General features: G+C 71.9%; 11 protein-coding genes and 1 pseudogene. 5 read left to right on the top strand and 7 right to left on the bottom strand.

The window, feature by feature from the left end; translation table 11 throughout:
- Positions 1 to 214 precede the first annotated feature (214 nt).
- The 7 genes from ACFYMP_RS22390 to ACFYMP_RS22360 all read right to left on the bottom strand — a co-directional run bounded on the left by ACFYMP_RS22390 (position 215) and on the right by ACFYMP_RS22360 (position 6,936).
- On the bottom strand, positions 215 to 484 hold the full coding sequence (locus ACFYMP_RS22390; protein WP_388860405.1) for an acyl carrier protein: 270 nt from the start codon (positions 482 to 484) through the stop codon (positions 215 to 217).
- 59 nt (positions 485 to 543) lie between these two features.
- Positions 544 to 1,767 carry a ketosynthase chain-length factor gene (locus ACFYMP_RS22385; protein ID WP_388860402.1) on the bottom strand — a complete coding sequence of 408 codons (1,224 nt, stop codon included), beginning with the start codon at positions 1,765 to 1,767 and terminating at the stop codon, positions 544 to 546.
- Positions 1,764 to 3,044, bottom strand: a complete 1,281-nt coding sequence (locus ACFYMP_RS22380) for a beta-ketoacyl-[acyl-carrier-protein] synthase family protein (protein ID WP_388860399.1) — start codon at positions 3,042 to 3,044, stop codon at positions 1,764 to 1,766. The genes ACFYMP_RS22385 and ACFYMP_RS22380 overlap by 4 nt, the downstream gene beginning before the upstream one ends.
- The gene (locus tag ACFYMP_RS22375; protein ID WP_388860396.1) at positions 3,041 to 3,367 is read right to left on the bottom strand and encodes a TcmI family type II polyketide cyclase; all 327 of its coding nucleotides are present in this window, start codon (positions 3,365 to 3,367) and stop codon (positions 3,041 to 3,043) included. Before ACFYMP_RS22375 ends, ACFYMP_RS22380 begins: the two co-directional genes overlap by 4 nt.
- A gap of 13 nt (positions 3,368 to 3,380) precedes the next feature.
- Entirely contained in the window at positions 3,381 to 4,868 is a 1,488-nt protein-coding gene (locus ACFYMP_RS22370) for an FAD-dependent monooxygenase (protein WP_388860393.1), read from the bottom strand.
- 328 nt (positions 4,869 to 5,196) lie between these two features.
- On the bottom strand, positions 5,197 to 5,898 hold the full coding sequence (locus ACFYMP_RS22365; RefSeq protein WP_388860390.1) for a hypothetical protein: 702 nt from the start codon (positions 5,896 to 5,898) through the stop codon (positions 5,197 to 5,199).
- A gap of 285 nt (positions 5,899 to 6,183) precedes the next feature.
- Positions 6,184 to 6,936: a TetR/AcrR family transcriptional regulator gene (locus tag ACFYMP_RS22360; RefSeq protein ID WP_388860387.1), complete on the bottom strand. Its 753-nt coding sequence runs from the start codon at positions 6,934 to 6,936 to the stop codon at positions 6,184 to 6,186.
- Between the two features lie 117 nt (positions 6,937 to 7,053).
- On the opposite strand from ACFYMP_RS22360, the gene ACFYMP_RS22355 reads away from it, so the two are divergent.
- From ACFYMP_RS22355 to ACFYMP_RS22335, 5 genes and pseudogenes are all read left to right on the top strand, one after another.
- Entirely contained in the window at positions 7,054 to 7,653 is a 600-nt protein-coding gene (locus ACFYMP_RS22355; RefSeq protein ID WP_388860384.1) for an NADPH-dependent FMN reductase, read from the top strand.
- A 29-nt stretch (positions 7,654 to 7,682) separates the two neighbouring features.
- Positions 7,683 to 9,260 carry an MDR family MFS transporter gene (locus ACFYMP_RS22350; protein ID WP_388860381.1) on the top strand — a complete coding sequence of 526 codons (1,578 nt, stop codon included), beginning with the start codon at positions 7,683 to 7,685 and terminating at the stop codon, positions 9,258 to 9,260.
- 111 nt (positions 9,261 to 9,371) lie between these two features.
- On the top strand, positions 9,372 to 10,493 hold the full coding sequence (locus ACFYMP_RS22345) for an NADH:flavin oxidoreductase (protein WP_388860379.1): 1,122 nt from the start codon (positions 9,372 to 9,374) through the stop codon (positions 10,491 to 10,493).
- A gap of 120 nt (positions 10,494 to 10,613) precedes the next feature.
- Positions 10,614 to 10,784, top strand: a pseudogene (locus tag ACFYMP_RS22340) (nucleoside deaminase); the annotation flags it as partial.
- A 121-nt stretch (positions 10,785 to 10,905) separates the two neighbouring features.
- The gene (locus ACFYMP_RS22335) at positions 10,906 to 11,538 is read left to right on the top strand and encodes an MBL fold metallo-hydrolase (RefSeq protein ID WP_388860376.1); all 633 of its coding nucleotides are present in this window, start codon (positions 10,906 to 10,908) and stop codon (positions 11,536 to 11,538) included.
- Positions 11,539 to 11,548: the final 10 nt, after the last annotated feature.

The following is an 11,548-nucleotide window of genomic DNA, read 5'->3' as shown; positions in this document are numbered from 1 at the left end:
TTGGGGGTGAGGTGGGGGTTCGGGGGGTGTTTTAGTGTGTGGTCGTGGTGGGGGGGGGGGGGTGTGGCCCCGGCGGGGGGGCCGGGCCCCCCGGGGGGGGCCCCCCCCCCCCCGGGGGGAGGGGTACGGGGTCGGGGCGCGCCGCCGGCCCCCGCCGGGGCATCGACGGTGACCGGCGGGGGCCGGCGACGCGGTCCTGGGGCGGTGCGGGGCCTCAGCTGATCTCGGCCGGCACCAGCAGGGAGTTGACGATCCCGATCAGCGCACGCGGCGTCCGGGCCTCGGTCAACGTGTCGTCGTCCAGGGTGACGCCGAACTCGCGCTCGATCCGGCTGCCGGTCTCCAGCATCGCCAGGGACTCGTAGCCCAGCGACTCGAAGTCGGCGTCGACGATGTTCCCGTCGAGGTCGACGGCCTCGTCGGCGCCGGCCCCCTCGTACAGGATGCGCTTGAGGTCGTCGAGGGTGAACTGCTGCTCAGGCATGAGGAACTGTCCTTTCGTCGCTGTCCGTTGTCCGTTGTCACCGGGCCGGTCGCCGTGGCTCACACGGCGCGCACCACGGCCGCGGAGTTGAAACCGCCGTAGCCCCGCGCCAGCAGCAGGGCCGAGCGCAGCGGGGCGGCCCGTTCCTGGCCGACGACGAGGTCGAGACCGTGTCCGGCGGCGGGGGACACGCCGACGGTCGGCGGGATCACCCCGTCGCGCAGGGCGAGGAAGGCGGCGGCCAGATCGAGCGGCGCCGCACCCGAGTAGAGCCGTCCGGTCATCGTCTTGGGCGCCGTCACCGGTACCTTCCGGGCCCCGAACACCCCGGTGATCGCCTCGGCCTCGATCCGGTCCAGCTCGGGAACGGCGGCGGCGTCCGCGAACACCACGTCGATGTCACCGGGCGCCGCCTCGGCGTCGGCGAGCGCCAGCTCGATCGCCTTGCGCAGTCCGGGCGGACGACCGCTGCCCGGACGCGGGTCGAGAGTCGCCCCGTACCCGGCGAACTCCCCGTAGATCTGCCGCGCCCCCCTGGACCGGGCCTGCTCCAGCTCCTCCAGGACGAGCAGCGCACCGCCCTCGCCGGGCACGTGACCGCTCGCCGCCTCGTCGAAGGGCAGGTAGGCGCGCTCCGGGTCGCGGGCGGTACTCAGCCGGTTGCTCGCCATCTGGGCGACCCAGCCCCACGGGCAGATCGAGGCGTCGACGGCGCCCGACAGCACCAGCCGGGTGCCCTTGCGGATCTGCCGACGGGCCTGGGCGACGGCGTCGAGACCACCGGCCTGATCGCTGACGACCACCCCGCTGGGCCCCCGCATGCCGTTGCGGATCGAGATCTGGCCGCTGTTGACGGCGTAGAACCAGGCGAAGGACTGGTAGGCGCTGACGTGGCGGCTGCCCCGGCTCCACAGGGCCTGCAACTCCCGCTGCCCGAACTCGAAACCGCCCGAGGAACTGGCGGTGATCACCCCCATGTCGAAGTCGGGCAGCTCCCCGGGCCGCACCTCGGCGTCCTGCAGGGCCCAGTCGGCGGCCACCAGGGCCAGTCGCGTCATGCGGTCCGTCTGCGGCAGCAGCCGGCCCGGCAGATGGTCCTCCGCAGTGAAGCCGTCGATCTCACCCGCGAGTTGGGCCGGATACTGATCGGGCACGAAACGCGTGATCCGGCCGATGCCGCTGGCCCCCTTGCGCGTCGAGGACCAGAAGGTCTCGGTGCCCAGGCCGTTGGGTGAGACCACACCGAGCCCGGTGACGGCCACCCGCACCCCGCTCCCGCTCATACGGCCTCCCGATCCGGACGGGCCAGCACCATGGCGCTCTGGAACCCGCCGAAGCCGCTGCCCACGGAGAGCACCGTGTCGGTGCGCCAGTCCCGCGCGGTGAGCGGCACGTAGTCGAGATCGCACTCGGGATCGGGCGTGTGCAGGTTCGCGGTGGGCGGCACCACCCCGTGCTCCATCGCCAGCGCGCTCGCCGCGATCTCGATCGAGCCGATGGCGCCCAGCGAGTGCCCCACCATCGACTTGATGGAGCTGACCGGGACGGCGTACGCGTGCTCGCCGAGGCTGCGCTTGAACGCGGCGGTCTCGTGCCGGTCGTTCTGCTTCGTACCGGAGCCGTGCGCGTTGACGTAGTCGACGGCCCCGGGAGCGAGCCGGGCCTCGTCCAGGGCCACCCGGATCGCCTCGGCCATCTCCCGGCCGTCGGGACGCAGGCCCGTCATGTGGAAGGCGTTGCTGCGCGTGGCGTACCCGGCGATCTCCGCGTACACGTGGGCGCCGCGGCCGCGGGCGCTCGCCAGCTCCTCCAGCACGAACACGGCCGAGCCCTCGCCCAGGACGAAGCCGTTGCGGGTCCCGTCGAAGGGCCGGGAGGCGTGCTCAGGGTCGTCGTTGCGCGAGGTGGTGGCCTTGATGGCGTCGAAGCAGGCCACGGTGATCGGGGAGATCGGCGCGTCGGCGGCGCCCGCCACCATGACGTCGGCCGAGCCCTCCCGGATGAGTTCGGCGGCGTACCCCACCGCGTCCAGCCCGGAGGTGCAGCCCGTGGAGACCACGGTGGCCGGCCCCTCCGCGCCCACCGCCCAGGCCACCTCGCTCGCGAAGGAACTGGGGACCAGATAGTTGTACAGATGCGGTACGGCGTACTCGTGGTCGACGAGGTCGAGGCGCCCGCTGTCACTGACGGTGCGGTACTCCTGGTCGAGCCCCATGGTCGCGCCGACCGCGCTGCCGATGGTCACCCCGGTGCGGTGCGGGTCGAGGGCGGCGAACTCCAGTCCGCTGTCGGCGACCGCTCCGCGCGCGGTGACCACCGCGAACTGCGCCGCGCGGTCCATCCGCCGGATCTCCTGGGGGCTCAGGCCCGCGAGCTCGGCGTCGAAGTCGACCTCGGCGGCGACCTGCGAACGAAACGGCGCGGGATCGAAGAAGCTGATGCGACGGGTCGCGGTGCGCCCGGCGGTCAGCAGGTCCCAGAAGCTCTTGACGCCGACCCCGCCGGGAGCGGTGACCCCGATCCCGGTGATCACGACGCGCCGGGCGCCGGGGCCGCTCACAGCGCGCTCCAGTGGTAGAAGCGCCGCGCCATGGCGTCGGCGGGGGAGCGCCAGGTGGCCGGGTCGTAGGCGGCGATGTACGGCTTGAGGTCCTCGCTGACCCCGATGAACCGGGGGTCGCTCTTCGCGCCCTCGATCCGTTCGCCGCCGTCCTCGAGGTCGAAGTCCTGGAGGTGGAAGTACAGGCCGCGGTAGGAGAAGAGCTGCCTGCGGCGGGTGCCCATCAGGTGGGGCATCTCCGTCTTGTCGAAGTCGCCGAAGAGACCGGCCACCTCGTCGGCCGAACGGGGTTCCATCCGGGCCACGATCAACGTGCTGTGCATGAGTCACTCCTTTTCAGGGCTGCTGGATCCGGGACGGGCCGAACCAGCGCTCCAGTGCCATGGGCAGGTCGTGGTGGCTGCCGGGCGCCGCCCAGGCCACGTGCCCGTCGGGCCGCACCAGCAGGGCCGCCGTGCCCGAGAGCGGGCTGCCGGCCGGTACGCCGTGGGGCTCCGAGCTGACGATGTCCACCCGGTCCGACCACCCGGCCGCACGGCCGCGGAGGACGGCGTTGTCCTCCAGGTCGAGCAGGACGCCCCGACCGGCCCGCAGCAGTGCGGTGCTGCTCGTCTTGCGCCGCTCGCCCACCAGTTCCAGGTGCGGCATCCGCAGCCCCAGCAGGGGATGCCGGCCCGGTCCGACGTCGTAGCGGATCTCCAGGCCGCTCACCATCCCGGCGAGATGGCGGCTGACCTCCTCGTAGCGGATGAGTTCGCGGAAGACGTCACGCAGCGGCTGGACCTCGTCCCCGCTGAGGAACAGCAGGCCCTGGGCCCGGGTGTTCATCATGAGCCGCTCGCCCACGGCGTGCCGCTCCTCGTGGTAGGTGTCGAGCAGCCCCTCGGGCGCGGTGCCGCGGACCACGGCCGCCAGCTTCCAGCCGAGGTTCACGGCGTCCTGGACACCGGTGTTCATGCCCTGGCCACCGGCCGGCAGGTGGATGTGCGCGGCGTCCCCGGCCAGCAGTACCCGGCCGCGCCGGTACTCGGTGACCAGCCGGGTCGCGTCGCCGAACGCGCTGACCCACTCGTGCTCGGCGTGCGAGATGTCGATCCCGGTGATGCGCTCCCAGGCCGCCGCCACCTCGGCGAACGCGGGCGGTTCGGTACGCCGGCGGGGCGGGGTGCCGCGTTCGCACACGATGATGCGGGTCACCCCGCGGTCGCCCAGCGGTCCGGACATGACCATGCCGCCCGGGAAGGTCTCCCCGATCAGCCGCGGCTTCAGGTCGATGCCCTTGATGTCCGCGAGGTACATCTCCAGGGTCGCGGGGGTGCCCGGGAAGTCGAAACCGACCGCTTTGCGCACGGTGCTCCTGCCCCCGTCGCAGCCGACCAGATACGAGGCCGCGAGCCGGCTCTCCACACCCCCGGGGCCGCGCACCGTGACCTCGACGCCGTCCCCGAGATCGTCCAGGGAGAGCAGTTCGTGGCCGCGCCGGATATCGGCGCCCAGCTCCCGGGCCCAGCCCTCCAGCATCGTCTCGGTGTCCGACTGGGGCACCGTCTTGGCCGCCTGGTGCACGCTGTCGAGGACACCGAAGTCGACGGGGATGCCGCCGAAGTGGCCCCCGTTGCCGGTCCCCATGTCGCCGAGGCGGTGCAGCAGGCCGCGCTGGTCGAAGATCTCCATCGTCCGGGTCGTGAAGCCCAGCCCGCGGGACTCGCCGGTGCGCTCCGCGAGCCGGTCCAGCACGACGACGTCGACCCCGGCGAGACGTAGCTCCCCGGCGAGGGTGAGCCCGGTGGGACCCGCGCCGACGACGATGACGGAAGCGTCCATGGATGTGTCCTCCGGAGCGTCGGAAAGGTGGATACGACGAGGCGGCGCACCGGAAAGGACATCGGTGCGCCGCCTGAAGAAGATCGTGTTCTTCGGCAGTCGGATGTGCGCGAGAACCAGCGGTGGTGGACCGGTCGACACAGTGCTGCGGAAGCTAATAAAGAGCTTCTTCGGAATCCCCGCAGAAGTCAATACAGGTCTTCCGGGACAATGACAGGGTTGCGTCAGAATCACGTCAACTCGATATTCGCGGGCGCATGGAAAAGCCCTGTCAGGATTTTTCCCTGACAGGGCTCAATTCCTTTTTGTTTCCGGCCGGTTTCCCGTATCAGTCCGGTGGGGCGCCCGCGCCGAGCGAGGACTGGACGTCCTGCTGGTGGTAATAGGTGCGCCCCTTCACGGCGCGTCTGCGCCAGCCGTCCTCGCCGGCCCGTCGGTACACGCTGCCCGGGGCGAGGCCCCACAGCGCGGCGATGTCCCGGGCGCCCAGCCAGCGCACCCGGTGCTCCGGCCGCCCGGCCGCGCGGTCCTCGCGCCGCAGCCACTGTCGGCCGGACCACCGGTGCGCGGGGTCGGCGTCGCAGTGGATCTCGACGTCGGTGCCCGCGCCACCGGTCCGCGCCACCGCCGCCAGTGAGCCGTGGCAACCCGGCTCCACGCAGTCGCCTACCTGGAGCCGGTGGCGCGGGGCGGGGTCGATCACCTGGCCGGCACGGCGCACGCACCCGCGGACCTCGGTGGTCAGATCACCGACGGCCCGGTGGGCGAGGAGCCAGCCGAAGTGCTGGAGCAGGACGGCGACGAGCGCTGCCGGGGTGTCGCGCGGTGTGGCGGCCCCCCGTTCGGCCACCACCAGGGAGGTCCAGGAGCGCAGGGTCCCGAGGAGCTGGGAGCGGGCCTCGGCGGCCGCCGTGTTGAAGGCCATACCGGGCAGGGGCCCGCCCGAGGTGCGGTCGCGGGGCCGGTCGGCGCCGGTGAGCAGGTGTCCGCACTCCTCGTACAGCCGTGGCAGGCGGCGCAGATCGCTCATGAGCCGCATGCGGCAGGTCGGGCACAGCCGGGTGCCGGCCGCCGCGAGATCCCGGGCCCGGTCCGTGCCGCCGGCGCCACAGGCGGCGCCCTCGCACTCTCGTGGAACAGTCGTGGGTCGCGCGTGCCTCGTGGTGTTCGTGATTCTGTCCGCCATATCCCCTACCGCCTCGGAGTGCGGCGAATCTATTTCGGGGATTGCGGCGGGACAAGCGAAGACCCGGTGCGTGTAATTCCTCTGTAGCGGACCTTCTGTTTTCCTGAGCGAGCTGTTCGGGAAATGTCCTCAGACCGCGAGCCGGGCCGCGATGCCGTCGAGCACGCAGTCCAGTCCGGTCTCGAACTGCCACAGCGGGTCGTCCTTGCGGTCGGCCTCGTCGATGTAGCGCGCGTACATCGGGAAGCGGCCGGTGCCCACGAGCCAGGCCATCTGCGAGGACAGCCCGCTCCTCGCCTCCTCGCGGTTGGACCAGCCGCGCACGCGCAGCAGTTGCGTGAGCCCGACCTCCGCGTCGACCGCCCCGTGCACGTACGCGGTGACGGTGCCGTAGACCGCCATCGCGGAGTCCACGTCGAGTCCGAGGCCGTCGAGCGCGGTCAGGGCCGCCTCCGGTACGGCCAGCTGGTTCGGGGTGGGCCCGCACCACGTCGCCCGGGTCACCCAGGAGTGCCGCAGCAGTACGTCCCGCGTGCGCACGGCGAGACTCCGCATGGTGGTGCGCCAGTCGTCGCGACCGTCCGGCAGCTCCAGTTCGCCGTAGACGAAGTCGACCATCAGCTCCAGCAGTTCGTCCTTACCGGTGACGTAGCGGTAGGCGGCCATCGGGGCGACGCCCAGTTCCGTGGCCAGGCGCCGCATGGTGACCGCGTCCAGCCCCTCCGCGTCCGCGACGCCCACCGCGGTCCTGGCGATCCTCCGCGGGGTAAGGGTGGTGCGGGGCGCCGGAGCGGGGCGTTCGAGGCGCTCCCAGACGGAGACGCGCTCGCTCTCCCGCGCCTGTCTCTCCTGCGCGTCTGCCTGTGTCTCCCGCGCGGCCATCGCGTGGCTCCTTCCGCCGACCAGTGCGGTGTACAGCGTATCAGCAGTGGACAACGTACACATCGATGTGTACGTTGTACGAGTAAGATACGCCGTACACATCCGGAGGTAGTTCCCATGGCTGACGCGACCAGCGGTCCGGTGCGGACCGCGGTGATCATCGGCAGCACGCGGGACGGGCGTTTCGGCCCGGTCGTGGCGGACTGGATCACCGGACACATCTCTCAGCGCGCGGACATGACGGCCGACGTGATCGACCTCGTCGAGACCCCGGTGCCGACCGTGTTCCCCGCCTTCGGCCAGGCCCCCTCCGACGAGGTCGTCGCCCAGCTCGGCGCCGTGACCCCGAGGCTGGCCGAGGCGGACGCCTTCGTCGTCGTCACCCCCGAGTACAACCACAGCTTCCCCGCGGCGCTCAAGAACGCCATCGACTGGCACAACGAGCAGTGGCACGCCAAGCCGGTCGGGTTCGTCTCCTACGGCGGCCTCGCCGGGGGCCTGCGGGCCGTCGAACAGCTCCGGGTGGTCCTGGCCGAGCTGCACGCGGTGACCATCCGCAACACCGTCAGCTTCCACAACTACGGCGAGATCTTCGGCGCCGACGGCAAGCCCACCGACCCCGGCAGCGAGGTGGCGGCCAAGGCCATGCTCGATCAGCTCATCTGGTGGGCCGAGGCCCTGCGGGACGCCAGGAACGCCCGTCCGTACGCCGTCTGACGCACCACCACTCGTGCCTGGGGGCAGCGATGAACGACCGCCGGAACACCCCTTCCGCTCAGGACCGGCCCGGCCTGCCCTGGCTGGGCGTCTTCGGACTGATGCTCGGCATCTTCCTGGCGACCCTCGACGGGCAGATCGTCAGCACCGCACTGCCCACGATCGTCGGTGACCTCGGCGGGCTCGACCTCTTCTCGTGGTCGGTGACCGCCTACCTGCTCACCATGGCCGCGACCACTCCCCTGTGGGGAAAGCTCGGAGACCTCTACGGCCGCAAGGGCGCCTACGTCTACTCGGTGCTGCTCTTCCTGGTCGGAACGGTACTGTGCGGCCTCGCCCAGGACATGGCCCAGCTCATCGCCTTCCGCGCGGTCCAGGGGCTCGGCGCGGGCGGGCTGATGGTCGGGGCCCTCTCGGTGATCGGCGTGCTGGTGCCGCCGCAGGACCGCGGCCGGGTCCAGTCCATGGTGGGGATCATGCTGCCGGTCTCGTTCGTCGGCGGCCCCCTGCTCGGCGGGTTCATCACCGACTACCTGGACTGGCGCTGGGCCTTCTACATCAACGTGCCCATCGGCCTCCTGGCGCTGGTGGCGGTCGCCAAGGGCGTCCGGCTGCCCGTCCAGCGCGTCACCGGGCACATCGACTACCTGGGCGCGGCCCTGCTCACCACCGGCATCCTCGCCCTCACGCTGTTCGCCGGCTGGGCCGGCACCACCTACGCGTGGGTGTCCTGGCAGATCGGCGCGCTCGCCGTCGTCGCCCTCGCGAGCCTGGCCTGGTTCGTCCGCGTGGAGCGGCGCGCCGCCGAACCGATCACCCCGCCGCGCCTGTTCTCCAGCCGGGAGTTCACCCTCGCCCAGGTGCTGAGCTTCCTGGTCGGCGCCGTCCTCATCTCCCTCGTCAACTACCTCCCGCAGTACATGCAGTTCGTGCAGGGGTCCTCTCCCACGGTCAGCGGCATGCTGATCCTCCCGCTGATGCTCGGCATGCTCACGGCCCAGCTCACCACCGGCCGGCTCATGGACCGCGGCGGACTGGACCGGGTCGTCCCGCTGGTGGGCGGTACCGCGACCGTCGCGGGCGCGCTGCTGCTGCTCCTGCTGGGCGCGGACACGCCGCTCGCCCTGGCCTCGGCACTGACCCTCGTCGTCGGGCTCGGAGTCGGCACCCTGATGCAGAGCACCCTGCTCACCACCATGAACAACGCCGCCCCGCGGGACATGGGCGCCGCCACCGGCACCGTGACCCTGGTGCGCACCATCGGCGGCTCCCTGGGGGTGGCCGTCCTCGGCGCCGTGCACAGCAGCCGGATGGGCGAGGTCCTGGCCGAACGGCTCGGCCCCGCCGCGGAGAAGAGGCTCACCGCCGGCGGACAGCTGACCCCCGGCCTGCTCAAGGGGCTGCCCGCCGAGGTCAGGCACACCGTCGCGGACGCCGTCAGCAGCGGACTGCACGGGGTCGTCGTCGGCGCGGTCGTCCTCGCGATGGCGGCTCTGGGCACCGCGTGGTTCATCCGCGCGACCCCGGCCGCCGGCCCCGCGCCGGCGATCCCGCCCTCCCCGGCGGCCGTCGACCGGGACCCGCTCGGCGCTCCCCCCGCTGACTGAGCGGGCCCGCCGGCACCCCACCAGGCCCTTTCCGTAACGCCCGAGCCGCCGGCCGCACGGTATCCGTCCCCCGGCACCGTGCGGCCGGCTTCCTGACTAAGGTGAACTCATATGTCCGTCAATGCTGTTGAGCGTGTCAAGAACGTCCTGTCCCGTCCCTTCTCCCTGGGCGCCCTCCGCCTGCCCAACCGCGTCGTCATGGCGCCGATGACCCGCGAGTTCTCCCCCGGGGGCGTACCGGGCGAGGACGTGGCGCGGTACTACGCGCGGCGGGCCGCCGGTGGCGTCGGCCTGATCATCACCGAGGGCACCTACGTCGGTCACGACTCGGCCGGCAGCAGTGCGAGAGTCCCGCACTTCTACGGCGAGGAGGCGCTGGCGGGCTGGGCGGCGGTCGCCGAGGCGGTCCACCAGGAGGGCGGCCGGATCATGCCGCAGCTGTGGCACGTCGGCATGGACCGCGTCGTCGGCAACCCGCCGGTGCCGGACGCCCCGCGGATCGGCCCCTCCGGCATCGCCCTGGACGGCACCCTCTCGGGGCGCGAGATGACGCAGGCCGACATCGACAACGTCGTCGCCGCGTACGCCTCGGGCGCGGCCTCGGCCGAGGCGCTGGGCTTCGACGGCGTCGAGATCCACGGCGGCCACGGCTACCTCATCGACGAGTTCCTCTGGGAGTACACCAACCGGCGGAGTGACGGCTACGGCGGTGACGTCGCCCGGCGGACCCGTTTCGCCGCCGAGATCGTCACGGCCTGCCGGGAATCCGTCTCGGGCGACTTCCCGATCTCCTTCCGGCTCTCCCAGTGGAAGATGGGCAACCACTACCAGGCCCGGATCGCCGAGACCCCGCAGGAGCTGGAGACCGTCCTCGGGCTGCTGGTGGAGGCCGGAGCGGACGCCTTCCACTGCTCCACGCGGCGTTTCCACCTCCCCGAGTTCGAGGGCTCGGACCTCAACCTCGCCGGCTGGGCCAAGAAGATCACCGGCAAGCCGGCGATCAGCGTGGGCTCGGTGGGCCTGAGCAACGAGTTCCTGCAGGTCTTCCAGGGCGAGCAGGCGAACGTCACCGACATCGTGGACCTGCTCGACCGCATGGAGCGTGACGAGTTCGACCTCATCGCGGTCGGCCGCGCCCTGCTCGGCGACCCCGAATGGCTGACGAAGGTCCTGAGCGGGCGCACGGAGGAGCTGAACGCCTTCCACGTCGGCCTGGTCGGCAGCCTGCACTGATCCCGGGTCACCCCACCGTCGGGCCAGTCGTGTACACGGCCTGACGGTGGGGCAGGGGTCTCCGGGCCGAAGCCATGACGAACGACGTGGACTCGCGACTCGCGACATCTTCGCCGTCGCGTGGACCTGACAGCCCAGGCACAAAAGGCCGGCGACGAGCCGTTCGGCTCCGTCCTGGTGGGCGGGGACGGCGCCGTACCGGGCGAGGACCACAACCGAGTCGCCTCCGGGGACCACACGCGCCATCCCGGGTGCGCGCTCGCGCGGTGGTCCGCGGAGCACCTGACCCCGGCGCGGCTTCGGCCGTATCGTCTGCGTGGAGTGCCGCCGCGCAGCAGCAGGGGAGTCGCCCTGCACCTCACCGCCCCCTCCCGGGGCGGCGCCCCGGCGGCGCGTGCGGGAGCATGGACCCATGGAGCTGATCAAGAAGACCCATGCCTGTGTCCGGCTGGAACACGAGGGCCGCTCTCTCGTCATCGACCCGGGCGCTTTCACCGAGCCCGGCGCCGCCGTCGGCGCCGACGCCGTACTGGTCACCCACGAACACCCCGACCACTTCGACGAGGGGCAGCTGCGCGCCGCACTGGAGGCCAACCCGGCGGCCGAGATCTGGACGCTGCGCTCGGTCGCGGAGCGCGTGTCGGCCGCCTTCCCCGGGCGCGTGCACGTCGTCGGCCACGGCGACGCCTTCACCGCCGCCGGCTTCGACGTCCAGGTGCACGGAGAACTGCACGCCGTGATCCACCCGGACATCCCGCGCATCACCAACATCGGCTTCTTCGTGGACGGCACCGTCTTCCACCCCGGCGACGCGCTCACCGTGCCCGACCGGGCCGTCGAGACGCTGCTGCTGCCCGTCATGGCCCCCTGGAGCAAGATCTCCGAGGTCATCGACTACGTCCGTGAGGTGAAGCCGCGGCGCGCCTACGACGTGCACGACGCCCTCCTCACCGACCTCGCCACCCCGGTCTACGAGAACCAGATCGGCTCACTGGGCGGAGCCGAGCACAAGCGGCTGCGGCCGGGGACGTCCGTCCGCGTCTGAGCCGGGCTGT

This window comes from Streptomyces sp. NPDC007088, from assembly GCF_042869355.1.
In the GTDB taxonomy this organism is placed as follows: domain Bacteria; phylum Actinomycetota; class Actinomycetes; order Streptomycetales; family Streptomycetaceae; genus Streptomyces.
The sequence above is the reverse complement of the archived record's forward strand: the minus strand, read 5'-3'. Positions and strand labels throughout refer to the sequence as shown.

Excerpts from the sequence above, each read along its gene's own strand:
- ACFYMP_RS22335 (WP_388860376.1), top strand. The coding sequence starts at position 10,906 with ATGGAGCTGATCAAGAAGACCCATGCCTGTGTCCGGCTGGAACACGAG.
- ACFYMP_RS22390 (WP_388860405.1), bottom strand. The coding sequence starts at position 484 with ATGCCTGAGCAGCAGTTCACCCTCGACGACCTCAAGCGCATCCTGTAC.
- ACFYMP_RS22370 (WP_388860393.1), bottom strand. The coding sequence starts at position 4,868 with ATGGACGCTTCCGTCATCGTCGTCGGCGCGGGTCCCACCGGGCTCACC.
- ACFYMP_RS22365 (WP_388860390.1), bottom strand. The coding sequence starts at position 5,898 with ATGAGCGATCTGCGCCGCCTGCCACGGCTGTACGAGGAGTGCGGACAC.
- ACFYMP_RS22360 (WP_388860387.1), bottom strand. The coding sequence starts at position 6,936 with ATGGCCGCGCGGGAGACACAGGCAGACGCGCAGGAGAGACAGGCGCGG.
- ACFYMP_RS22355 (WP_388860384.1), top strand. The coding sequence starts at position 7,054 with ATGGCTGACGCGACCAGCGGTCCGGTGCGGACCGCGGTGATCATCGGC.
- ACFYMP_RS22350 (WP_388860381.1), top strand. The coding sequence starts at position 7,683 with ATGAACGACCGCCGGAACACCCCTTCCGCTCAGGACCGGCCCGGCCTG.
- ACFYMP_RS22385 (WP_388860402.1), bottom strand. The coding sequence starts at position 1,767 with ATGAGCGGGAGCGGGGTGCGGGTGGCCGTCACCGGGCTCGGTGTGGTC.
- ACFYMP_RS22345 (WP_388860379.1), top strand. The coding sequence starts at position 9,372 with ATGTCCGTCAATGCTGTTGAGCGTGTCAAGAACGTCCTGTCCCGTCCC.
- ACFYMP_RS22375 (WP_388860396.1), bottom strand. The coding sequence starts at position 3,367 with ATGCACAGCACGTTGATCGTGGCCCGGATGGAACCCCGTTCGGCCGAC.